The organism is Bifidobacterium animalis subsp. animalis ATCC 25527 (assembly GCF_000260715.1).
GTDB classification, from domain to species: Bacteria; Actinomycetota; Actinomycetes; order Actinomycetales; family Bifidobacteriaceae; genus Bifidobacterium; species Bifidobacterium animalis.
In genome coordinates, this window is record NC_017834.1 from 22,142 (window position 1) to 42,929 (window position 20,788).

Sequence of the window (20,788 nt, forward strand, 5' to 3'; positions counted from 1 at the left end):
TTGGAATCTCCGGTACATCGCGCCTTCCGTTCCCCTCGTGAGGGAATAGGTACGCAGATTGCGCAGGACGGCTTTGACCGCGTCATCGACCATTTCCTGCAGTCGACCATGGCACTGCACGCGATCGAGGAAGCGGACTTCGTCATCTTGGGATTTGCTGATGCCCGGATGAACAGCGACATCCACATACAACCGAGGGAAGAACTGCTGTGGATATACGCCTGCGATGAGTAGTCCAGCGAGACGCACATGACCGTTTTTGTCAAGAATGTTCAAGCGTTCGAGCTGTTGCGTTTCGCTGTGTGTACCGCGTAGCGCCTTCTCGCCGCGGTGTGCAGCGCCGATGCCCACGCATGCATATCCGCAATCCCGACATCGTCTCTTTCCAAGGCCGCACAGGCCTTCCCGGACGATGTGTGAAACGGAATGGCGGGTTCCAAAAGCTGATTTTGACACGGAATGATGGGTTGTGAAGTCTGATTTCAGCACGGAATGATGGATTGGGATAGTGGGCACGCGCTGCACACCACAAGCGCTCGCGGGGCGCGTGAACGTCTATAACCGCATATCGCCAACCAAGGCACCATGTGACAGCATTCGCAGGGTTGCTTCCATGCGCATCACAACTGCGCATGGGGTGCAGGAACACACGCACGTCACCTTGGGCGGCATCGAGCAGTATGTGCAGATTCGAGGCGAAGACCGGCTAACCCCGTCATCCTGTGGCTGTATGGCGGGCAATGCACCGTGCCCGATTACTCGTCACGGAGTGGAGCTGGCGCGCTCAGTGCGCCCACGGCGGAGTGCACGCGCGGGTTTTACGCTCGGCAGTAGCGAATATGAAGACGGCGAATGCGTAAGGAAGTGGCGGCATGGCACAGACCATCGATATCACCGGCGCGCGCGTGCATAATCTCAAGCGCGTGGATGTGCGGGTGCCAATCGGCAAGATGGTGGCGGTCGCGGGAGTCTCCGGGTCGGGCAAATCATCGCTCGCGCTCGGCGTGCTCTACGCGGAAGGCTCGCGCCGCTATCTGGAAGGGCTTTCCACGTACACGCGACGGCGCATCTCGCAAAGCGGCGAGGCGAAACTCGACGCGATCGAGCATGTGCCGCCTGCGCTCGCATTGCATCAGCGTCCGAGCGTGCCCGGCATACGCAGCACCTTCGGCACCATGAGCGAACTGCTCAATAGTCTGCGGCTCATGACCTCGCGGCTCGGCAATTACACCTGCCCGAACGGCCATATGCTCGACCCGACGCCGAACGTGGCGCTCGAACGGCCGATCATCTGCCCGGTGTGCGGGGAGCAGGTGCAGGCGCTCGGTGCGGAGGATCTCGCGTTCAACTCAGGCGGCGCGTGCCCGACGTGTTCGGGAACCGGCATCGTGCGCACGGTGGACGACTCCACGTTGATCGCAGACCCGAATCTGACGATAGAACAAGGCGCCGTGGCGCCCTGGCGTTCGCTCATGTGGTCAATCATGGTCGACGTATGCCGCGAAATGGGCGTGCGCACTGACGTGCCGTACAAGGATCTCACCGAGCATGAGAAGGAGATTGTGCTCCACGGACCGGCCGAGAAACGGCATATTATCTACCATTCGAAGAAAGAGAACCGTGCCGGCGAGCTTGACTTCACCTATTTCAGCGCCGAACGTACCGTGCTCAACGCGCTCGACAAAGCCAAGGACGCCAAGGCGCTGAAACGCGTGGAACCGTTCATCACCGAGGAGCCATGCCCGGACTGCCACGGCACGCGACTCAACAAACGCGCACGCACACTGCCAGTGGATGGCAAGACGTTGCCCGAGCAGTGCGCGATGCAGCTCGACGATCTCGCGCAGTGGGTGCGGACCGTACCCGCCGCGATGCCAGATGATATGCATGAGATGGCGCAGTCGATCGTCGACGAGTTCACGCGCACCGCACGGCGTCTGCTCGAACTCGGACTCGGCTATCTCACGCTCGACCGTGCGGGCTCCACGCTGTCGACCGGCGAACGCCAGCGCATCCAGCTCGCGCGAGCGGTGCGCAGTGAGCTCACCGGCGCGATGTACGTGCTCGACGAGCCGTCAATCGGCTTGCATCCGGCGAATGTGGACGGTCTGCTCGGCGTGATGCGCGATCTGAAAGCGCAGGGAAACACTGTGGTCGTCGTCGATCATGACACCCGCGTACTGCGCGACACCGACTGGATCATCGAAATGGGCCCGGGCGCGGGATCGCATGGCGGCACTGTGATCGCGCAGGGTACGGTGAGTGACATCGAAGGCAACCCGCACTCGCTTATCGCTCCGTTCCTTGCGAGCGAGCGTTCTCAGATCGTGCGCCCGCAAGCGCCCGCGAACCAGGTGTTCGACGAAGGCGCGATCGAAATCAGAACGTCGCCGCTGCACACCGTGCACGCCTTGGATGCGCGCGTGCCGAAACACCGTCTCACTGTGGTCACCGGCGTCTCGGGCTCCGGTAAGACCACGCTCGTGCTTGAGAGTCTGGTGCCCGCGCTCACTGCGAAGATTGCCGGCGAACGCCTGCCTGAACATGTGCGCGCGCTCGATGCGCCGGGAATCGATCGCGTCACGATGATTGATGCGACGCCGATTGGCGCGAACGTGCGCTCCACCGTAGCTACCTACAGCGGTGTGCTCGACGACTTGCGGCGGCTGTATGCGCGTACGGACGCGGCGAAGGCGCGCGGACTCAAGGCGGGCGCGTTCTCGTACAACACCGGTTCGTTGCGCTGCCCGACCTGCGATGGCACCGGGCAGATCACACTCGACGTGCAGTTCCTGCCCGACGTGGACATCGACTGCCCGGATTGCCACGGCACACGCTACGGCGATGCAGCGGGCGAGATCACCTGGACGCCGAAGAACGGGCGCAAGCCAGTGTCGTTGCCGGATCTGCTCGCGATGACGGTGGACGAGGCGCGCGACATCTTCGCCGACACCGGCCAACGCCGTCTGCGCACCAAGCTCGCGACACTGCACGAACTCGGCATCGGGTACCTGACGTTGGGCGAGAGCACGCCGGCGCTCTCCGGCGGCGAAGCGCAGCGCCTCAAGCTCGCGAGTGAAATGGGCCGCGCGCAGGATGGCACGCTGTTCGTGTTCGACGAGCCGACGATCGGCTTGCATCCGCTTGACGTGCGCACGCTGATTGGCGTGTTCCAGAAGCTCATTGACCACGGTGCGAGCGTGCTCGTGATCGAACACGACCTCGACATGATCGCGAACGCGGACTGGATCATCGACATGGGCCCAGGCGGCGGCGAGAATGGCGGTGAGATCGTGGCCACCGGTACGCCGAAGCAGATCGCCGAGAATCTGCTCAGCGTGACCGGACGCTATCTCAAGCCCTGCGTGGAGTGAGTGCCGCTTTCACGGAGGCGTCCGTAAGCCGTGCCGTTTCTGGGTGCGGTGATGGCAGATTTTGCGGAAGCCTCCGTGCGTTTGACTGCAGTGGAGGTTGTTTGTGGTCGTTCTTGCGGATGCTTCCGAAGCCGTGCTGTAGAGAGCTCCTGCGGTGGTCGGTTTCTCGGAAGCTTCCGTAAACTGTGCCGTGAGAGACTTCTTTTGTGGTCGATTCCACGGAAGTCTCCGTGAGATATGCCGTAGATGGAGGCTTTCGTGGTCATTTACACGGAAGTTTCTGCGAATTCGACCGCGGAACAGGTGGTCTGTGGAAAATCTGCGGCACTATACATGCGTATTCGATATGATGAGGCGTACCTGCCGTGCAATCACGCGGCGGGACGGGCGAAGAAATGGCAGCGTGGACATGGATTACCAAAGTGAGAATGCGCAGACAATAGACCGCTGGGTTGACGAGGGTTGGCAGTGGGGAGTGCCGATCTCGCATGACGCATTCGTGGATGCGCAGCACGGCAGCTGGAACATTCTGCTCACGCCCACGAAACCGGTGCCGCATGAGTGGGTCGGCGATGTGCGCGGCAAACGCGTGCTGGGATTGGCAAGCGGCGGCGCGCAGCAGATGCCGGTCATGGCCGCGCTCGGTGCACAGTGCACGGTGCTCGACTATTCGTCGCGCCAATGCGAGCGTGAGTACGAGGTCGCAGATCGCGAGGGCTACGACATCGAAGTGATTCAGGCGGACATGACGCAGCCGTTGCCGTTTGCAGATGAGAGCTTCGACCTGATTATCAATCCGGTGTCGAACTGCTACATCGAGCAGGTGAAACCGGTGTTCCGCGAATGCTACCGCGTGCTCAAGCCGGGCGGTTCACTCATTGGCGGCTACGACAACGGCATCAACTACATCTTCGACAACGAGGAGACCACACTGACGTATGCGCTGCCGTTCAATCCGCTCCACGACGAGCGTGCACGGCAGATGCTGCTCGACGAAGACGCCGGCATGCAGTTCTCGCACACGCTCGACGAACAGATCGGCGGCCAGCTCGAAGCGGGATTCACACTGCGCGCGCTGTATGAGGACACGAACGGGGAGGGGAATCTGCACGAACACCATGTGCCGACCTTCGTGGCCACGTGGAGCATGAAGCCGGCGCGGTGAGTGCGAATTCGGTCCGGATAGAGAAAAGGCCGGGATCTGCGGTGCTTGCAAATCCCGGCCCCCCCGAGAAGAGAAGGAGGAAGGTGTTCAGTTGTGTCAGTCCGCGATGTGTGGCTCGGTTTCCTTCGCCGCGCTTCGTGAGCTGATGACTCCACTATAGACGCGCGCATCTTGGAGAACGGATGACGCATGCTGAAGAAACTCTAGGAATCTGCGCAGGATTGCCTTGGCGTGCGGAATCTGTTAGCCAATGGCGTGAAGTGGAACGGCACGCCTGTACTGACTGTTAATAGTGACAACAGTGTGAACCAATCGCACATCGAGTACAGGAGGTCGGCATGGCACAGCTCACCAATGAGGAACGTATCGAAGTGAACGACGGTCGCGAAATGAAAGTGCTGATGATCGTCGGATCGCTGCGCAAGAACTCGTTCAACAAGCAGCTTGCGGCAATGGCGGAGCAGGAGCTCGGCGACCGCGCGTCGGTGAGCGTGCTTGATTGGAGCGAGGTGCCGGTGTTCAATCAGGACGAGGAATTCCCCACGCCCAAGTCGGTCGCCGAGGCGCGCGTTGCGGTGAACGAGGCGGATGCGATCTGGATTTTCACGCCCGAGTACAACCATAGTGTGCCGGGGTCGCTGAAGAATCTGTTCGACTGGCTGTCGCGACCGCTCGAAGATGGCACGCCGTCAGTGCTCACCGGCAAAGTGATGACGATGAGCGGCGTGGGCGGTCTGAACACGCTGCGGTACGCGTTCGCGGCGTGGATGCCCTCGCTCACCCTGTTCAAAATGCGCATTGTGCCGGTGCCGTTCACGGGCGTCACACTCAACCGCGAGATGTTCAGCACCGATAAGCTCGAACTGAACGCGGCGATGCGCACGTCGCTAAAATACCAGGCCGACGCCACGTTGCAGGCGATTGCCGAGGCCGAGTAGCGGCAGTCGGCGCGGCTTGCTTTGCGGCCGGTTTTGCGGAAGCTTCCGTGAGCCGTGCCGCGGATTGGTCTGGGAATGGCATGTCTTACTGGAGCTTCCGTGAAACACGCCATTCTTCTTGCGTAAAAGGAGACAATTGACGCCTAGATTTTGACTCTTTTTACGCAGATAAAATCTTTCGATAGGTTTCTAAGAACGTTCTGTGCATGCGCCTTACCTTCTCACGGCATGCGTGTTTATATGCGGTTTTATTGACAAAACTGTTGTATATATATATAATCAAATTGGCAGATTTCTATTTGCTTGAGAAGGTGATTGCAATGAGGCAATGGCGGGGAATCGTTAGCGTGATTGCGGCGATGGCGATGATTGGGGGATTCGCAGGTTGTGGACTGTCGCAGGAGCAGGCAGGGTTTTCGAAATCCCCGCAAAGCTCGCAGACGGCGACAGGCGGAGCAAGCGGGGGAATAGGCAACATGGAATCAGAGCATCATATTCTTCCTAGTTCCGATGTTGAGGAACTTGAGCTCAGATTGGAATCAATCGGCGAATCCACGGCGACAGGGAATCTGACTTTGCTTGGGGAGCTGCATCCGACGGCCAGCTACACGGAACGCGATGGCGGTAGGGGCATGCTCAGTCTACAGAATCAGGATGAGCTCACGTTCAGTGATTGCAAATCGTACATGCTCAGCGTGTTGTGCATGGGTGAGGGCAGTGTGAGCATCGAGTGGACACTCGGAACGCAAAGTGAGCAGCGGAATCTGGAATGTGCGCCGAAGATAGCCGAAACGGCATTGGGTATGAGCAATGTGAATGCGAAAAGCAGCACGGTGAAAATTGTGGCGAAAGAGGGATCGAAAGCGGAGATTGCCTATCGGCTCGACGAGATTGGCAAACCCGGCGTCGTTGTCGACTGACTGAGATTGGCTCATTCTCTGGCGTGAGATGTGTATGGCGTTTGTTTGCGTAAAAAGAGTCGGTGAGAAAGATTATTTGACTCTTTTTACGCAGAGCATGTTGTGCCGGGTCGCCTTTAAGTGGAATGATTACATATTTTGATTCCGAATTGCACTGGCGAACATTGGCATTCCGGTTTGTGCTAGATGATTAAGTTCCTCCTGCATAGTACGAGGGGGATTCTTCTTGGAGTCCACTAGATAATTCATGGCTTCCATACACAGTTTATGCTGCTGCGATGCCAGCCATGTGAGAAAATCGTCGGGGTGCAGGGCCGTTAATCCCATTGTCTCCAGTTGCTCGTTTGGAAAATCCTTGAGGTTAAACGTGATGATGAATTCGGCGTTTCCGTTGTAGGCGGCGGTGACCACATGTCTATCGTCGACGTCAGGAATGACCGCTGCAGTGCAGAGTGGGGGTTGTGGCGATGACAGGTAGGCCGAATCGATAGTGCGAATCTGTTCAATGTATCTCATCACAAAATCAGATGTTTTCCCTAGTTTGTCAATGAATGTGCGTGTAGCTTCCTGAAGCACTTCTTCGGAGAAAATGGGCGAGAACAGATTGAAATCGGCAAAGGTGAGGAGAACATCGGTGAGCCAGACGTGCGGAAAGACATTCGCATCCAGAAACGCAATGGTCATTGCTGCAGACCGTTATTCAAACTGAGTGAGATATGTGGCGTAGTCGACAGCGTCGAGATTGCCTTCCGAAGCAATCTCTTGCATGTTTCTGAGATGATCACGATGGCGTTTATGTGCATTTTCCCGGTAAGCGAGCACATTCGCGCGGCTTACCCAACGGTTCCCTCTTTCTGTGTAGCGCACGTAGGGAATCTCTCCGGCGTCCAGAATGCGCCCCACCGTTTTTGAAGATACGCCGAGAATATGCGCGGCCTCGCCGGTGGTGAGAAGATCGTCGGCTTCGGTGGAATCGTCGTGGGGAATCGCCGTTTCCGGAGTATTTTCCGTCAATGCTTGCATCACCAGTTCCAGTGTTGATTCGTCGAGCACATACGCCTTCCCATCGCCGACGGTAAGGTAGGCCGTGCCGCTTTGCACATGCGAGATGGGAATCGCTTCGATGGTCATCATAGTTTCCTGTCTGATTTGTCCGATGTGTGACTTAGTCTATCATATTTCGGACAAATCAGTAAAACTAGACAAACTAGACAAACTAGACATCTGGATAACGTGATTGCATCTCAAATGTGAGATGTTCTCGTGGACCGCACCATAGAGGGCATGGCAGTGGCATAGTCTGCGGAAGATTTCGTGAAACGGCACGTGTGCCCGCATATGCATGTCTTTTTCTTGCGTAAAAAGAGACAGTTAACGCCCAGATTTTGACTCTTTTTGCGCAGGGAAGACTGCGCAGGAGAAGACTGCGCAGGGAAAGACTGTGCAGAGAGACCATGCTGAGGAAGACGATGTGTGATGCGCTCGCAAATCTCGCGTGGATGAGTGGAGATCGCCTAGCAGCCGGTTGCGTTGTATGCGGCGCACAGCTCGTTCATCGCATTGAGCACCTTGTAGTAGTAGATGAAAGGTCCCACCACGATGAGTGAGCCCAGTACTGCCCACAGCCAATAGGTGGCGGCGGTGACGGTGGGTGCCAGTCCGCGCCGACGTTGCTCGTCGCCGATGCGCGCGCTGAAATTGTTATGCCACACGAGCCAGCCGATGCCCAGTGTGAGCCAACTGATCAGGAAGAACATGAGGCAGTAATTCATCGTCTTTTTGCCGTTGTAGCGGCTGGCGATGATGTTGAGGTCCTCGGCCGTGGTGGTCATGATAACGATGGGGTAGATGCTGAACGTAATGATGCCCAGCAGAATGAACTTGGCCAATGACCGGTTCGTTGGAAGCTGATAGACGGGAGCGGGTGCTGCATATACCGGAGACTGCTGCGGAAACGCAGGGTTTTGATTTGGTTGTGTCGGATACGTCATTTTCTTTCCCCTTCCTTATGCGCGGCGAACTGCGACCTGGGATGGCGCTGCGCATCACTTACCCTGTGCGGGTTGGTCTGCGGTTCCAATGCTAGCGCGCGCATGGCAAGGATATCTGCTGTATGCTTTCGGTCAGATTCGGAATAGTGGTGTCCAGGGATTGCGCAGATTCGCATATTGTTGGCGATGTCTGCCTGTGATGGCATGCATGGGCGGATTCCGTGCGGGACCGGTGTCGGCAGCCGCTGGATAATCATGTGACTGTTTGATGGAAATGGTGATTTCTTGGCGAAATTAAGCAGTGTTGTGTCTTCACATCACTTCATTCCAGCGTCGCCGTCTATGCGGTTTTTGCGTAACAAGAGACAGTTAGAGCTCAGTTTTGTCTTATTTTACGAGAAAAGGAAGGGGCGAGCAGTGCTACGCTGTGCCGATGCGTCTGACTGTGGCTGTTGAATACGGTTTGTCTCCGAAGATCGCAAGCCTTCCTTTGCTCGGCATTCCCTGCGTAACAAAAGACAGTTGGGCTGCGTTTTTGACTCTTTGTACGCAGATGAGTATGGGGGGCAGGGGGACAAGCATCATTGGAGTACTGCCGTGTTTTGGCGGTTGATTATGCGGATGCTTCCGTGAAATAGGTCGCTGTGGAGGCCGTTCGTAGTCATTCGTTCGGAAGTTTCCGTAAGCCGTGTCGCTGGGGATGGTTTGGTGGTCGAGCGTACGGATTCTTCCGTATGACGTGCCGTGGAGGAGTCTGAAAACGGTATGGTTTGCGGATGCTTCCGTGAGCTGTGCCGCGTGGGAGTCTGAAAACGGTAGATTCCACGGAAGTGTCCGTAAAACCGACCGCAGGGCAAGTGGTCTGTGGAAAATCTGCGGCACTGTGTATGCGAATTCGATATGATTGGCGTATCGCCGGACAGTCGCGCGGCGGAACAGGCGAGGGGAAGGCAGTGTGAGCATGGATTACCAACGTGAGAATGCGCAGACAATATGCCGCTGGGGTGATGAGGGTTGGCAATGGGGCATTCCCGTTTCACATGAAACATTCGTGGGCGCACAGAACGGCAGCTGGGACATTCTGCTCACGCCTACGAAACCGGTGCCGCACGAATGCGTCGGCGATGTGCGCGGCAGATGCTGCTCGACAAAGACGCCGGCATGCAGTTCTCGCACACGCTCGGCGAGCAGATCGGCGGCCAGCTCGAGGCGGATTCACGCTGCGCGCGTTGTATGAGGACACGAATGGCGAGGGGAATCTGCGCGAACACCATGTGCCGACGTTCGTCGCGACGTGAAGTGTGAAGCCGGCGCGGTGAGTGCGAATTCGGTCCGGATAGAGAAAAGGCCGGGATCTGCGGTGCGTGCAAATCCCGGCCCCCGAGAAGAGAAGGAGGAAGGTGTTCAGTTGTGTCAGTCCGCGAATGTGGCTCGGTTTCCCTCGCTGCGCCTCGTGAGCTGATGACTCCACTATAGACGCGCGCATCTTGGAAAACGGATGGCGCAGGCTTAAGGAACTCTGGTAATTCACGAGGAATATGCAGGAATTCCGGGGATCGGCGATGCGTTTGTGTGCGATACGCACATTCTGTTCCATATCAGGCCGAGCGCCCCGTGAATAGGGAAATCCGATAAGGAGAGGCGATATGCATGAAGTGACATTGGTTCCGTTGACGGACGAAGATCGCGAACAGTTCGTGCTCGATAATCAGGAGGCTTTTAATTACGGCGCTCTGGAGGAGTTCGGCCGCCGAGACAATCATTTCGAGGACGACGGACAGATTATCTCACGTGAAACAATCGAGCAGTCAATCGACGCCGGCGAAGCCTATCGCATCATGCGGGAGGGCAGACCGGTGGGCGGCATGGTCGGGCTCCCGGATCGTCACGAGCGCGTCGGCTAGCCTCTTGAGCTCGCGTCCGGCCTGCAGGCGTGGCCGGTGCGTCAGGTCGTTGACGCAGTCGCGGCGCACGTGCACCAGGCATCGTTGGATGCGGGTGGACGGCCACGCGCTGCGGGCGGCCGTTTCGATGCCGCGCATCCCGTCGCATACCAGCACGTTGGGCGCGGGGATCTTCTCGAACAATGCCAGGTAGTCGGCGGTGTTCTCATGGCGGCACCACCGGAACGCGACCACCGCCCCGCTGGCGCCGTCGATGGCGGTCAGCAGGCAACGGCCGTGGCGCAGGTAGGTGCCGTCGGCCATGAGCACATGCCGCACCACGCCGTCGGGCTCCAGCCTGGGGTGTATGCGCCAGCAGCCGGCGGTCCTTCGGCGGAACGTGCGCGAGGGGCCGGGCTGGGCCGCCGGGCCGAACGGCCATGCGAGGAACGCGCTGAGCTCGCCGCGGTCCCGACGCCGGTAATGGCGCACCCCTCGTGTGGCGTTGCAGTCGGTGCACATCCACCGCTGCGAGCCCAATCGGTCATGTCCGTTCTTCTTCATGGGCGAACCGCATATCTCGCAGATCCTCGCCCTTGACGATCGCGTTCTCATGCCTCCACGCAACCGTGACACAAGGAGGCGGGAGCCGCGAGACTCTTCACGGGAATTCCAACATGCCGACACGCCTACAAGCCACAAGACAAACCAGAAGCTTAAGCAATAACTTTATGACCGCTTAGCCGATTTTGTGTGCATGCATATGTTAATAATTCGAAAGTTTCGAGCCTCTATAAGATTGCGAAGAACGCTGGTATAGCAGTAAACACGCCGTATGCAAATACGGTTTGGAGTCTTACTTAGTTAAATCATATGATTCATCTATGGGCTGATTTTCAGAGAAGACAGTAGCAAGTATCACTGTTCAAAGGTCTGTTCCTTTGGTGAAAACGATGGAAACCCGCGATGATGGGGGGATTGGTGATTCGAATGCATGATAGGGCATATGTGGGCCGAAACGGCCGTAGTCGGATTGGAAGGGCTGTGGGATGGGGGGTGTCCTGTGCGCTGCTTTTGACCATTATGCTGGCGTGGGGTGTGGGCGTGCCGCGCGTGCAGGCCGACGAGGGGAGTGCACCAGCAGACTACGGTGAGATCCCTCAGGAATTCCTCACGAACGCCAAATTCGACAACGATGTCACAACGGCAGGGTCTCCTAGCATGCTGGACTACATTCTGAAGCATTACAACCTGTTCGTCGAAGAGGAGACGACCGCCGGGCATGTCGTGGGACCCGTGGTGATTGGTGGCGACTATCATAATCAGGCAAATGTGGGGCAGCCAGGCGTCTATACGCATACAGCGCCAACGTACGTGCGTGGAACATGGGGGCGGCCTGAGTCCGGAGTCGCCACCAATGAACAAGAGTTGCCATTGTATCTGGGCACGAACAATTTTCGAGGCGTTACTTGGGCCGATGATTGGGGGAATCCAATCTCCCCCGGTGTGCCAAGCAAAAAACCGGTGCTCAAAGACAAGACAGACGACAATACCACGGTTATCTTGCCTCAGTTGAATTATCAAACTGATCGCATCTACTTCACTGATGAATACCTCAATTTTGCAGATGTGTTTGCGGGGATTGAAGAGCAGGCAAAGTCATTGGTGCAGAATGCCGTACAACATGGTGTCGTCGTTGATGTGACGCACAAGGCGCCCCATCATCGACTCGAGATTGTAGATGGTCAGGAGTTTTTGGTCCTAGATGCTGGCCATGAATATGTTCTATCCGATGATCTACTGAATAAGTACGCCAACAACATCATCCTGAATATCGAAGGCAGTGATCAGGATGTCCCGATTGAGCAGATCGCCCGCACGCTAATCTGCTCGACCAGCAACAATCCAAAGACTCCCACAATAGACCGCTACCGTGTGGGAAATGAGGTCAAAAAGCTGCAGAGCGCGGAGAAGGCTGTCGGTCTATCACTGGTGTTCGTATACCCCAATGCGACAAACGTGAGTGTGGACGGCGGCTCCATCTTCGGTCATATTGTGGCACCGCATGCGCATGTCCAAGCAGATGTTCAATACAACGGATGCATTCTTGCCAAGAGTGCAACGATGACCAGCGAAGGTCATATGTGGCCATATTCCTCCAACCGTCCGCTGAAACCGGAACCCGTGCCTAACAGCCTGTCCATGCAGCTAGGGCTTAAGACTCTGAAAGGGGGCGAGCTGACGTGGGGCCGATTCCAGTTCGCGTTGCAGGAGGCTCAGGAATCCTCGGAATCGAGCGGGCGGTGGCAGCCGGCTCCAGATGGGAAGTCCTTCACCGGTCTCAATGCGCAGGACGGGTCCATCGGATTCACTGTTTCTCTGCCGTCTTCGTCAAGTGAAACTTCCCTCGAGCACGATTTGCATTACATCCTGTCGGAAATGCACGGCGGTGAGAAGAATGTGACGTACGATGCGTCGAGCTACTTGGTCACGGTGCGCGTCAGTGTTCCCTCCGGTGGCAAGCCGATCGTCATAGGCTATCCGCAATACCAGCGTTTGAATGCCGATGGTTCCATCGACGAGAGCGCCAGTTCGCCGGATGGGACATTCGTCAATGTCGAACACAAAGACGTCACAGTGCAGCCCAAATTCGAAAAAACCGTGGATGGCCAGGATCCCATGGCGCAACAGCGGTTCGTATTCGAACTGACGGCGCAGAATGGCGATCCCATGCCGAACGATGAACAAGGGAACGAGCGTACGTCGATGACCGCGGTGAACGAGGGGCGTCTCATCGTATTCGACGCCATCACTTACACCTCCGAGATGTTAGGAGATGATGCATCTAAGGAATTCCGGTATACGGTCCAGGAAACCGGCATCGCCGAGGGCACATCGGGCGAGTTCGTTCTCGACTCGGAGCCACGAGCGGTCGTGGTGACCTTGTCCAAGGATGAGGACGGCATCCTGCACGTCGAGACGACGTATGAGGGCGAAACGACCTTCAAGAACACCACGAAGACCGTCCCGGCCGACGTGAACCTCTCGCTCACCAAAACCGTGCAGGGCGATGCGGCTCCGGAGACGGGCACGTTGTTCACGTTTCATGTGCGACTCAGCGACAGCCAAGGGCAGGCATTTTCCGCAGAACAGTTGCAGTCCTATACACCGTTTTCGCCGGATTCCGCGGTGAGTGTCGATGTGGGGTCCGATGACGGCGGCGCATACCTCATCGTGAAGCTGCCGCGAGATACCTGTTGGACTTTGGAATCGCTTCCCCAAGGCACGCGATACGCAATCGAGGAAACCGATCTGCCCGAGGGCTATAGCCTCGTCAGCCTGTCCCCGTCCACAGGTGTGCTTAAGTCATCCATGGAGGTCATTGCGACGAACCGATTCGACCGCGCCGATGTGACCGTCACCCTTCCCGAAACCGGAGGATGCACGATGGCGGCGCCGGTGGCACTCGGTTTGTGTGTGATCGCGCTGACCGTTGCATTGTTCCCTGTGGTCATCCGCCGGCGTTGACTATGGTGAGCTGATCTGCCTGCAAGGGAATGCCTGTTTCTGGAGGTGGGGGTGAGTCATCTCCTCCTATGATTTCGGGATGGGGAATATCCCTTCTATATGAATCTCTACGGATTTGGTATCGTGAGTCACATAACGGACATCATTTTGATTTCAATGACCATTAGATAGACAAGCAGATTGATGACCAATCTTCGGATGTCATATTCCAATTCGAGAAAGACGAGTTGGTCTATCATGGCGGCGGGTGGATCCACGCATGATCGGAGGTCATCGCGTTGCTGCTGCCGTTCGATAAGGATTCGGATGCGCGTACCATGCTGCGGAGTAACCTACTTGGTATTTGCTTATGAACTCGCGTGTGGTTCAGTCCTCATCCTCGTTTTCGCTGGGTTTCATGGGCGGGGTGAGCCACATCATTATGAGGAAGGACAGTGCTGAGGGGATAACTACATCGAGCACACCGCGCCAGCTCAGCAGCTCCGCCTTCCCTAAGACGAACCACATCCACAATGCGTTGACGGCTGTGAAGAACAACGTCCGCGATGAGACGCGTCCATTGCCGATGTGACAATCCCATGAAGGTCCTCCTGCCTCACTTACAGTGGTTCACTGTGGCTTACAGTGGCGATGCCGGCAGCCGATTGGTCCTAGGCAAGGGCGCCACGGCGAGCCAGTTGCTGGTTGCATGCTGCGCCTGCTCTTTCCAAGCTACGCCTCCATGGCCGGTGAACAAGCCGTTTTACTCCTTGAACAAAGCAAATGCCAGCTGTTCTTAGATGGAAAACGGCAGAACGTCACAGAAATAAGTCTGCTTGTTCGCTCGCTTCGGTGGGGGATATGACCGTATTCTCGAGGTGCGGCTTTACTTGACTTGATCCCGATTGGATGGCGCATTGGCGCGGATATTCGTGCATGAACTGCATCGTGAACTCAGCATTCCATAATCGGACAGCATGCATCTGCACTGGGGAGGAGCATTTTCTGGCGGGTGGCGAGTGTCGGCGTTGCAAACAGTGTGGTAGCGCCCGGTGATACTTGGGGGTTGGGGAGAAAAAGCACCTCCCCAGCGCAGATACAGGCAGAAGGTGGTGCTGATGTCCCAATAGCGGCTGCGGTGTGAGCGGTTTGAATCCTATGCCTGCATACGCTGCTGCCGCCATGTATGAGTATTTCACACAGATGGCAGTCATGTTTGGTGGTCGGAAGTATGGCGTTCGTCTGGAGTGGGAAGACGAACGTCATCCATGATGGCCTGCAGCATGACAATCTTCTGCGCGAGCCAGACGTCTGTCATATCTGGCGGTCCGACGCATGACGTTCGTCTGCAGGAAAGCGGCATGTGATTGCGGCATGCGTGGGTGTGTGGCATCCGGTATTCTGCGAACGATTTGCGCAGCCGACGGTATTTGGCTCACTCCTGTTGCCGTTCAACGCGGATCCGGATGCGCGTGACGTAGTCGTCGGCCGAGCGGAGCGCGAATTCATTGAGGCCGAGCTCATATGCGCATCCGGCGAGCCGGAGGTGGTGGTGCGCGCAGTATTCGAGTATCTGTGCGTAGCAGTCCGGCAACGTGTTCCAGTTCCCACGGTGCAGCATCTGGACGTAGTCGCCAGCCGGCAGCGGTTCGCCGTCTTCGTTGTCGACGGCAACGCTGTAGACACCGCTGTACCGATTGCGGTCGCCGTCGTATATGCGCTGCACGTCGATGTAAGCGCCGATGCCCATCTGCAGCTGTTCACGCGACCATCGCGCTCGTGCTGTCCCATAGATTAGGTTGACGTCGGACTGGTCGACGTTGAGTGGAATGCGCACAATCCGTGTCTCCGGCAGCGTCACCACCTGTAGTTCGGTGTGGGTGAGCCGTCTGCAGACCGCGAGGCGCTGCTGCAGCGTCTGCAGTACTGTCCGCATCCGTTGCAGGCTGCGTATGCGCGCATCGATGTCATCTAGATTGCGCGTGAACAGCCCGTTCAATTCGTCTGGGTCAGGATGTGAGCGGTAGTCGATGATCTCCTGATTGCTCAATCCCAAGTCTTTGAGCATCATGATGTATTCGAATTCGAGGTCCTGCCGTTGCGCGTAGTAGCGGTATCCGTTCGCTGTCTTGTATGCGGGGGAGAACAGTCCGATGTCATCGTAGTAGTGCAATGTGCGCTTGTTGATGCCATGAAGCGCCGCGAATTGCGCCACGCTGAGCATGTCTTTCACGATTCTTCCACTTTTCGGCTTGACTTTACAGTAACCGTAAAGTTTAGCATGGGGAGCATCAATACACGGAACAATCAAGGAGGCACGATGACGCTTGTATTCAGACCGTACCGGCATACAGACTACCCTGCACTCGTATCGATTGTGAAAGACACTTGGCGATATGACGAGATGGCATCGCCGAAAATCGCCAAGCTGCTTGCCGAAGTATTCGTGTCGAGCTGTTTATGCAATGCGACGCATTCGATCGTGGCGCAGGTCGATGGCGAAGTGGCGGGTGTCATACTACTCAAAGACATCGCGCGGCATCGTTGCTCGGTAAGCGACAGGTGGAGGCAGGTCAGTGCGCTCACGCGCCTGTTGTTACGGCGGGAGGGGAGGAAGATCATGGGCATCTTCCGCAACGTCAGCTGTGTCGACGCGCGGTTGCTCGATGAAATCGATACTCAATACCGCGGCGAGATCGCATTGTTTGTGCTTGATGGAAGATACCGTGGGTGCGGCATCGGCAAAGCGTTGTATGAACGGGCCTTGGCGTCCCTGCGAGCTCGTGAGTTGATGCCGTTCTACTTGTTCACCGATACCTCATGCAACTACCGGTTCTATGAGCGGCAGGGGCTGCGCCGCCGCGCGCAGCATGAAGAGACCGTGCGGGTGGGGGCTCGAGAGCAGGCGATGGCGTTTTTCGTGTACGAGGGCGGCGACTCAGTGGGTGATGCCGCGGCGGCATAGCCTTGCCCAGTGGAGAGGGCGAACGGCATAGTGAGCTTGACATACCCACGACCGGCTTTGGAAGGGGCTTGTCGGCATGTATTTCCGCTGGGGAGGAGCATTTTCTGGCGAGGGGGCGAATATTTGCCTTACAGACAATGGGGTAGCGGCCGGTGATACTCGGGAATTGGGGAGAAAATGCCCCTCCCCAGCGGAGATGCAGTCAGAAAGTGGCGGGTGCAATCCACTCCGGGCGTCAGGAGTGGGTTACGATCTGCATCGCGCGGCCATCTTCCATCAACGTGAAACCGTGGCGCTGGTAGAACGGCGTGTTTTTGCTCTCCTCGGGCATCACCTCGAGGAACATGTAGTCGGCATAGCGCTCCTTGACACGTTCGACGAGGCCACTGCCCACATGCATGCCCTGGTATTTCGGATTCACCAGCACCCAATGCATGTACGCGAGCATCTCGCCGTCGTCGATGACGCGTGCGAGACCGGCGAGCCTGGGCTTCGTTTGTGACGTTCTCGAACGTCAGGTTGCGCATCCCGATTGAGCAGTCTGTCATGTTGTGGGTGGTGCGCTAGTCTCTCTGGGGCTCACCCTGACGTACCCGACGAGCTTTGCGTTCATGACTCGGCGGTGTGCCGAAAACCAAAAGCTGCATCTTTTCGGAACGTAGTTTTCGGGATGGGTTTTGACGCACGTGCCGTTGCGTGTCTCGGATACTGGTGGTGTGGGAATGGGTCTGGTCGGAAACTTCCGTTTCTGGTATCATGCCGGAATACTGTTCCATAATTTTCAGTAATATGTGACCGATGTATTCTCCCTCAAGGGTCACCCATTATGTCGGATAGCCTGCCTTGGTCCCTGTCGCGATGAGTCCGTTGTCAAGGTGCACCACAGCAATGCGCCATAATCGTATGAGACAAGCAAGGATTTATGCTCCTTGTTGCTAATTATGCGCACGCCCTCGGATCCTAACAAAATGTTACCTGCGGTCCGTTCGTTCTCCGGCTCTTTTCCTTCGAAGTATTTTGCCCTTTGGAGCATGCGGAGCCTGTGATTTTCCAGCTCCTTCAATGCCGCGGTGTACATTGCTTGCTCTTCAACATTGAAATGCGGGGGTTCCTTCATGTTCGAGAGGAGCTGCAGCACCTCCACCGTGTCTTCTGGATTGGGTAACGCCCTGTGTTTCTCTTTTCGGTTGACGCCGAGTAGGTGCGTGACCAACTGCAAGGGGAAGCGATCCGCATCCGGGGATAGTTGCTGCAGCAATAGAATTGTGTCTTCTGCATTGGGGTGTATTCCCGTCATCCGCTCTCATACATATGCCAACGATTCCCCGCAAACTCTTGAGAACACTAGATTCTTGGAATCAGTGGGATCAGATGGATTAGGTGGAACAGGAATGAACTGGCGAATTTTCAGTGAATCACAAACTACCTCCAAACACCCCATCCTCATTGCTTACCCACAGACACGACCACCACTCAAAAGAGTGGTAAACAACAAATAAGTGAGTGCACATCCATAGCCCTGCCCCCACAGCGCCTCACAGCCCCCCAAGCACCCGGAGGAACTATACGTTCACTACTCATTTCTCACAAACAAACAAACAAATCCCCTCAAACCGCGCCGGCGTGCGAACCTTACGGCTCTAAGAATTTCCGTAAGTCCTTGACTTTCAAGGCATCAGCCAACCTCAATACAGTCATGAAAGATGCATTGCGAATATCACGTCTACCGCGCTCGATATCAGCAATGCGGCTCGATGCCACGCCCGATGCCTTGGCTAGCTTGATTTGCGAAAGTCCCTTTGCTTTACGTAACTCAGCCAATCCCATGTTCCTAACCTTTCCAGTAGATAGGTATAGTTGTCCCATGGTAGCACACTGAGTAGTGGCTGCGCGTTTGTTTCCACGAGTCGCGCGGCACTTGTTTGCAAGGCCCGACTGCACATGAGAAGCAATACATGTATCGCATTCATGGAACATATGCTTGGCAGTGGCTTACGCGCGTTTATAGGCGCTCTTCTCGGAATTCCGGATTCATTGCACCGCCGCTTCTTAAAGCGCGATGGAGCCTGTTGGCGCTTGGAAGGATAATCACTGGGTCCCGATGGCTGCTTACCGCACACCTCCTTATCCCGACGGAAACACCATATTCGGAATTGAATCATTGGAACCGATTTGCCGATATCTATCGGTCCATCAGGTCGAGTGTGTAGGTGGCCGACCGCCTAATCAGCTTGCCCATGGGATGCCGGGCTTGGCGGAAAGCATCTTCAGACGGTGACGCAGGTTCCTGTCGCTCGGGAATGGGGGCCTGGTGGTCTTCGGCTCGGTCGCGCCCGTCTGATGACAGGTCTTCCGGGTTCGCAGCCCTCTATGGGAATTGCGAAGTAGCCCTATCGTATCGATGTCGCCTTTTCTTCGTAATTGACCAACGTGCGCAATATTGCCTGCGAGTCCATTCGGTGGATGACGCCGCCTGTGCTGCTTACATGTGAATAGCTGTGGAATGCGGTGCGTGCATCCAGCTCGGCGTGGATGATAGGGAGGAAATGCTGGTTGGCGGTCGATCCCGCCATCCCGAGGCCTAATGCCTGCAGGAAGGGGAACCTGATATCACCGCTGATCCTGCATGCCTGAGCTGGTTCGTGCGTGGATTGCAGGTTCAATCGTGCGGGCATCATGAAGACATTCGCCGTGCTTTTTTGAGGGGCGCAGGTTCCATCCAGGAGTAGTTGGTAGAAGTATTCCTTGAGTATGTCCTGGATGCCCGGGCCTACCGTGGAGGTGTTCTTGCCTCCGTTGGGTGCCGTTTCATAGTATTTGGCGTCGATGATGACCCATTTATCGCAATCGTCCATCTTGCAGATGGTGTCGGGGATCAGCATGTTCGTTGTTCTGGTTGTTTTGTGGTCCGCGCTGAACCATGCGGGTCTTGACTCCCTTTTCAGCTTGTCGAGCATCTTCTGGTCGTTGTTGAAGACGGTGCGGCATACGTCCTCCCAGACGTTTTCGAATGGGGCGGTGCCCAGATGCGAGATGACGTGGGAGGTCGAAAGGGTGCCGGTTTCCTCTTGGCCGGTCAGCAAGAGTAACAGGTCGATCAGATTTCGATTGCGTGTGAAGAATTCACGGCGGCGCGAACGTTTGAGGATGGCGGTGATTCCCTCGGGTGTCCCGATGTCCTCGGGTGATTCGTTGCTGATGTTTCGTAGCATGGCCGGGTATCCGAGGACGTCTTCCAGTAGTTGGAGCCTGTTGAATGTTTTGGCGGCATGGGAGACCCATGCGAGTTGCAGTCTGCGAATCAGGGCTTCGCTGTCATCGCGTTTGGCACGGTTCCGGTAATCCGCGTACAGCGGCGCTCCTGTGCGCGTCATGATGGGAGTGGACTGGTCCATGGTGCGGTCCCAGTCGATGTCGGTGTCGCCGTTGCGCTGCCATACCGTCCGTCGGCTTCGGTATGCGCCCTCGTGCAGGAAATCCTCGATCACGGCTCTGTAGAGTTCGGTCTCGTCGATGGGTTCGTCGGATTCCTCCACGAGTGAGTTCGTGTTTTCTGCCCCCAGTCCCTGGCGTCTCTTATACGTGTCGCATACCGCTATGACCTGTGCCATGAATAGTCGGGCGCGTCCGGAGGGGGCGATGTATTTCTCCTGCATGTCGGCTTCCACGAATTTAGGGAACACGTAGAAGAGGTAGCCCCGGATCGTCAGTATGCCGACGAAGTTGAACACGTAGTATTCCCCGTTCGCGTTCGTGCCTTTCGACAGCGCGTTGGTGAAGGAGGCTTGTCGGTGGTTGTCGGTGAATCGGTATCGCAGCAATGATCCCAGGACCTGTGGAAATGCGGCATGCCCATTCCGTCCGTCATCTCCGTGTCGGTTCGGTATGCCTTTCATCAATCCTGCTTGAAGATCCTCTGCGGTGTAGTGCACGCCTTCGATGAAGTAGCATCCCACGACTCCGTCCGCTTCGGATGGCTGAGTGGGTTGGACGTAAGGTTGGTCGTTCATGTGGTCTCGCTCCTCTCCATCCGATTGTGTTTGAT

The 20,788-nt window shown here is 56.6% G+C and carries 16 protein-coding genes and 1 pseudogene; 8 read left to right on the top strand and 9 right to left on the bottom strand.

The genetic code is table 11. The features are described 5' to 3' along the window. From BANAN_RS00105 to BANAN_RS00125, 5 genes are all read left to right on the top strand, one after another. Positions 1-234 (top strand): hypothetical protein, encoded by a 234-nt coding sequence (locus tag BANAN_RS00105; protein WP_237705812.1) that lies wholly within the window; start codon positions 1-3, stop codon positions 232-234. A 638-nt stretch (positions 235-872) separates the two neighbouring features. Continuing rightward, positions 873-3,374, top strand: a complete 2,502-nt coding sequence (locus BANAN_RS00110) for an excinuclease ABC subunit UvrA (RefSeq protein ID WP_014696961.1) — start codon at positions 873-875, stop codon at positions 3,372-3,374. A gap of 409 nt (positions 3,375-3,783) precedes the next feature. Further along, a complete protein-coding gene (locus BANAN_RS00115) occupies positions 3,784-4,539 on the top strand; it encodes a class I SAM-dependent methyltransferase (RefSeq protein WP_014696962.1) in 756 nt (251 codons plus the stop codon). Positions 4,540-4,877: 338 nt separating this feature from the next. Beyond that, the gene (locus tag BANAN_RS00120) at positions 4,878-5,477 is read left to right on the top strand and encodes an NADPH-dependent FMN reductase (protein ID WP_004219052.1); all 600 of its coding nucleotides are present in this window, start codon (positions 4,878-4,880) and stop codon (positions 5,475-5,477) included. Positions 5,478-5,953: 476 nt separating this feature from the next. Beyond that, positions 5,954-6,397 carry a hypothetical protein gene (locus BANAN_RS00125; protein ID WP_232311509.1) on the top strand — a complete coding sequence of 148 codons (444 nt, stop codon included), beginning with the start codon at positions 5,954-5,956 and terminating at the stop codon, positions 6,395-6,397. A gap of 129 nt (positions 6,398-6,526) precedes the next feature. Here BANAN_RS00125 and BANAN_RS00130 read toward each other — a convergent pair whose 3' ends face one another. The 3 genes from BANAN_RS00130 to BANAN_RS00140 form a co-directional block, all read right to left on the bottom strand. Further along, complete coding sequence (locus BANAN_RS00130) at positions 6,527-7,081, bottom strand: PIN domain-containing protein (protein WP_014696964.1); 555 nt, start codon at positions 7,079-7,081, stop codon at positions 6,527-6,529. A 12-nt stretch (positions 7,082-7,093) separates the two neighbouring features. Further along, on the bottom strand, positions 7,094-7,531 hold the full coding sequence (locus BANAN_RS07920; RefSeq protein ID WP_050857997.1) for a helix-turn-helix domain-containing protein: 438 nt from the start codon (positions 7,529-7,531) through the stop codon (positions 7,094-7,096). Between the two features lie 380 nt (positions 7,532-7,911). Continuing rightward, positions 7,912-8,388 (bottom strand): DUF4234 domain-containing protein, encoded by a 477-nt coding sequence (locus BANAN_RS00140; protein WP_041776917.1) that lies wholly within the window; start codon positions 8,386-8,388, stop codon positions 7,912-7,914. Between the two features lie 1,113 nt (positions 8,389-9,501). On the opposite strand from BANAN_RS00140, the gene BANAN_RS08510 reads away from it, so the two are divergent. Then, entirely contained in the window at positions 9,502-9,693 is a 192-nt protein-coding gene (locus BANAN_RS08510; RefSeq protein WP_237705813.1) for a hypothetical protein, read from the top strand. A 503-nt stretch (positions 9,694-10,196) separates the two neighbouring features. On the opposite strand, the gene BANAN_RS08315 is transcribed toward BANAN_RS08510, so the two are convergent. Next, positions 10,197-10,886, bottom strand: a complete 690-nt coding sequence (locus tag BANAN_RS08315) for an IS1/IS1595 family N-terminal zinc-binding domain-containing protein (protein WP_121764939.1) — start codon at positions 10,884-10,886, stop codon at positions 10,197-10,199. A gap of 468 nt (positions 10,887-11,354) precedes the next feature. Here BANAN_RS08315 and BANAN_RS00155 point away from each other — a divergent pair, with 468 nt between their 5' ends. Further along, the gene (locus tag BANAN_RS00155; RefSeq protein WP_237705856.1) at positions 11,355-13,799 is read left to right on the top strand and encodes a Spy0128 family protein; all 2,445 of its coding nucleotides are present in this window, start codon (positions 11,355-11,357) and stop codon (positions 13,797-13,799) included. Positions 13,800-15,213: 1,414 nt separating this feature from the next. Here BANAN_RS00155 and BANAN_RS00160 read toward each other — a convergent pair. Next, positions 15,214-16,002, bottom strand: a complete 789-nt coding sequence (locus tag BANAN_RS00160) for a MerR family transcriptional regulator (protein WP_041777066.1) — start codon at positions 16,000-16,002, stop codon at positions 15,214-15,216. Positions 16,003-16,098: 96 nt separating this feature from the next. On the opposite strand from BANAN_RS00160, the gene BANAN_RS00165 reads away from it, so the two are divergent. Continuing rightward, a complete protein-coding gene (locus BANAN_RS00165; protein WP_014696975.1) occupies positions 16,099-16,743 on the top strand; it encodes a GNAT family N-acetyltransferase in 645 nt (214 codons plus the stop codon). A 235-nt stretch (positions 16,744-16,978) separates the two neighbouring features. On the opposite strand, the pseudogene BANAN_RS00170 reads toward BANAN_RS00165, so the two are convergent. The 4 genes and pseudogenes from BANAN_RS00170 to BANAN_RS00185 form a co-directional block, all read right to left on the bottom strand. Further along, a pseudogene (locus BANAN_RS00170) lies at positions 16,979-17,227 on the bottom strand (GNAT family N-acetyltransferase); the annotation flags it as partial. Positions 17,228-17,560: 333 nt separating this feature from the next. Continuing rightward, positions 17,561-18,040 carry a hypothetical protein gene (locus tag BANAN_RS00175; RefSeq protein WP_014696977.1) on the bottom strand — a complete coding sequence of 160 codons (480 nt, stop codon included), beginning with the start codon at positions 18,038-18,040 and terminating at the stop codon, positions 17,561-17,563. A 335-nt stretch (positions 18,041-18,375) separates the two neighbouring features. Then, positions 18,376-18,570, bottom strand: a complete 195-nt coding sequence (locus tag BANAN_RS00180; RefSeq protein WP_014696978.1) for a helix-turn-helix domain-containing protein — start codon at positions 18,568-18,570, stop codon at positions 18,376-18,378. Between the two features lie 563 nt (positions 18,571-19,133). After that, the gene (locus BANAN_RS00185) at positions 19,134-20,753 is read right to left on the bottom strand and encodes an LlaJI family restriction endonuclease (protein ID WP_014696979.1); all 1,620 of its coding nucleotides are present in this window, start codon (positions 20,751-20,753) and stop codon (positions 19,134-19,136) included. Positions 20,754-20,788: the final 35 nt, after the last annotated feature.

Bases quoted from the DNA above. Each gene is read 5' to 3' on its own strand.
- BANAN_RS00110 (WP_014696961.1), top strand. From the start codon at position 873: ATGGCACAGACCATCGATATCACCGGCGCGCGCGTGCATAATCTCAAG.
- BANAN_RS07920 (WP_050857997.1), bottom strand. From the start codon at position 7,531: ATGATGACCATCGAAGCGATTCCCATCTCGCATGTGCAAAGCGGCACG.
- BANAN_RS00175 (WP_014696977.1), bottom strand. From the start codon at position 18,040: ATGACGGGAATACACCCCAATGCAGAAGACACAATTCTATTGCTGCAG.
- BANAN_RS00120 (WP_004219052.1), top strand. From the start codon at position 4,878: ATGGCACAGCTCACCAATGAGGAACGTATCGAAGTGAACGACGGTCGC.
- BANAN_RS00165 (WP_014696975.1), top strand. From the start codon at position 16,099: ATGACGCTTGTATTCAGACCGTACCGGCATACAGACTACCCTGCACTC.
- BANAN_RS00155 (WP_237705856.1), top strand. From the start codon at position 11,355: ATGCTGGCGTGGGGTGTGGGCGTGCCGCGCGTGCAGGCCGACGAGGGG.
- BANAN_RS08510 (WP_237705813.1), top strand. From the start codon at position 9,502: ATGCGTCGGCGATGTGCGCGGCAGATGCTGCTCGACAAAGACGCCGGC.
- BANAN_RS08315 (WP_121764939.1), bottom strand. From the start codon at position 10,886: ATGAGAACGCGATCGTCAAGGGCGAGGATCTGCGAGATATGCGGTTCG.
- BANAN_RS00185 (WP_014696979.1), bottom strand. From the start codon at position 20,753: ATGAACGACCAACCTTACGTCCAACCCACTCAGCCATCCGAAGCGGAC.
- BANAN_RS00115 (WP_014696962.1), top strand. From the start codon at position 3,784: ATGGATTACCAAAGTGAGAATGCGCAGACAATAGACCGCTGGGTTGAC.
- BANAN_RS00125 (WP_232311509.1), top strand. From the start codon at position 5,954: ATGGAATCAGAGCATCATATTCTTCCTAGTTCCGATGTTGAGGAACTT.
- BANAN_RS00140 (WP_041776917.1), bottom strand. From the start codon at position 8,388: ATGACGTATCCGACACAACCAAATCAAAACCCTGCGTTTCCGCAGCAG.
- BANAN_RS00130 (WP_014696964.1), bottom strand. From the start codon at position 7,081: ATGACCATTGCGTTTCTGGATGCGAATGTCTTTCCGCACGTCTGGCTC.
- BANAN_RS00160 (WP_041777066.1), bottom strand. From the start codon at position 16,002: ATGCTCAGCGTGGCGCAATTCGCGGCGCTTCATGGCATCAACAAGCGC.
- BANAN_RS00180 (WP_014696978.1), bottom strand. From the start codon at position 18,570: ATGGGATTGGCTGAGTTACGTAAAGCAAAGGGACTTTCGCAAATCAAG.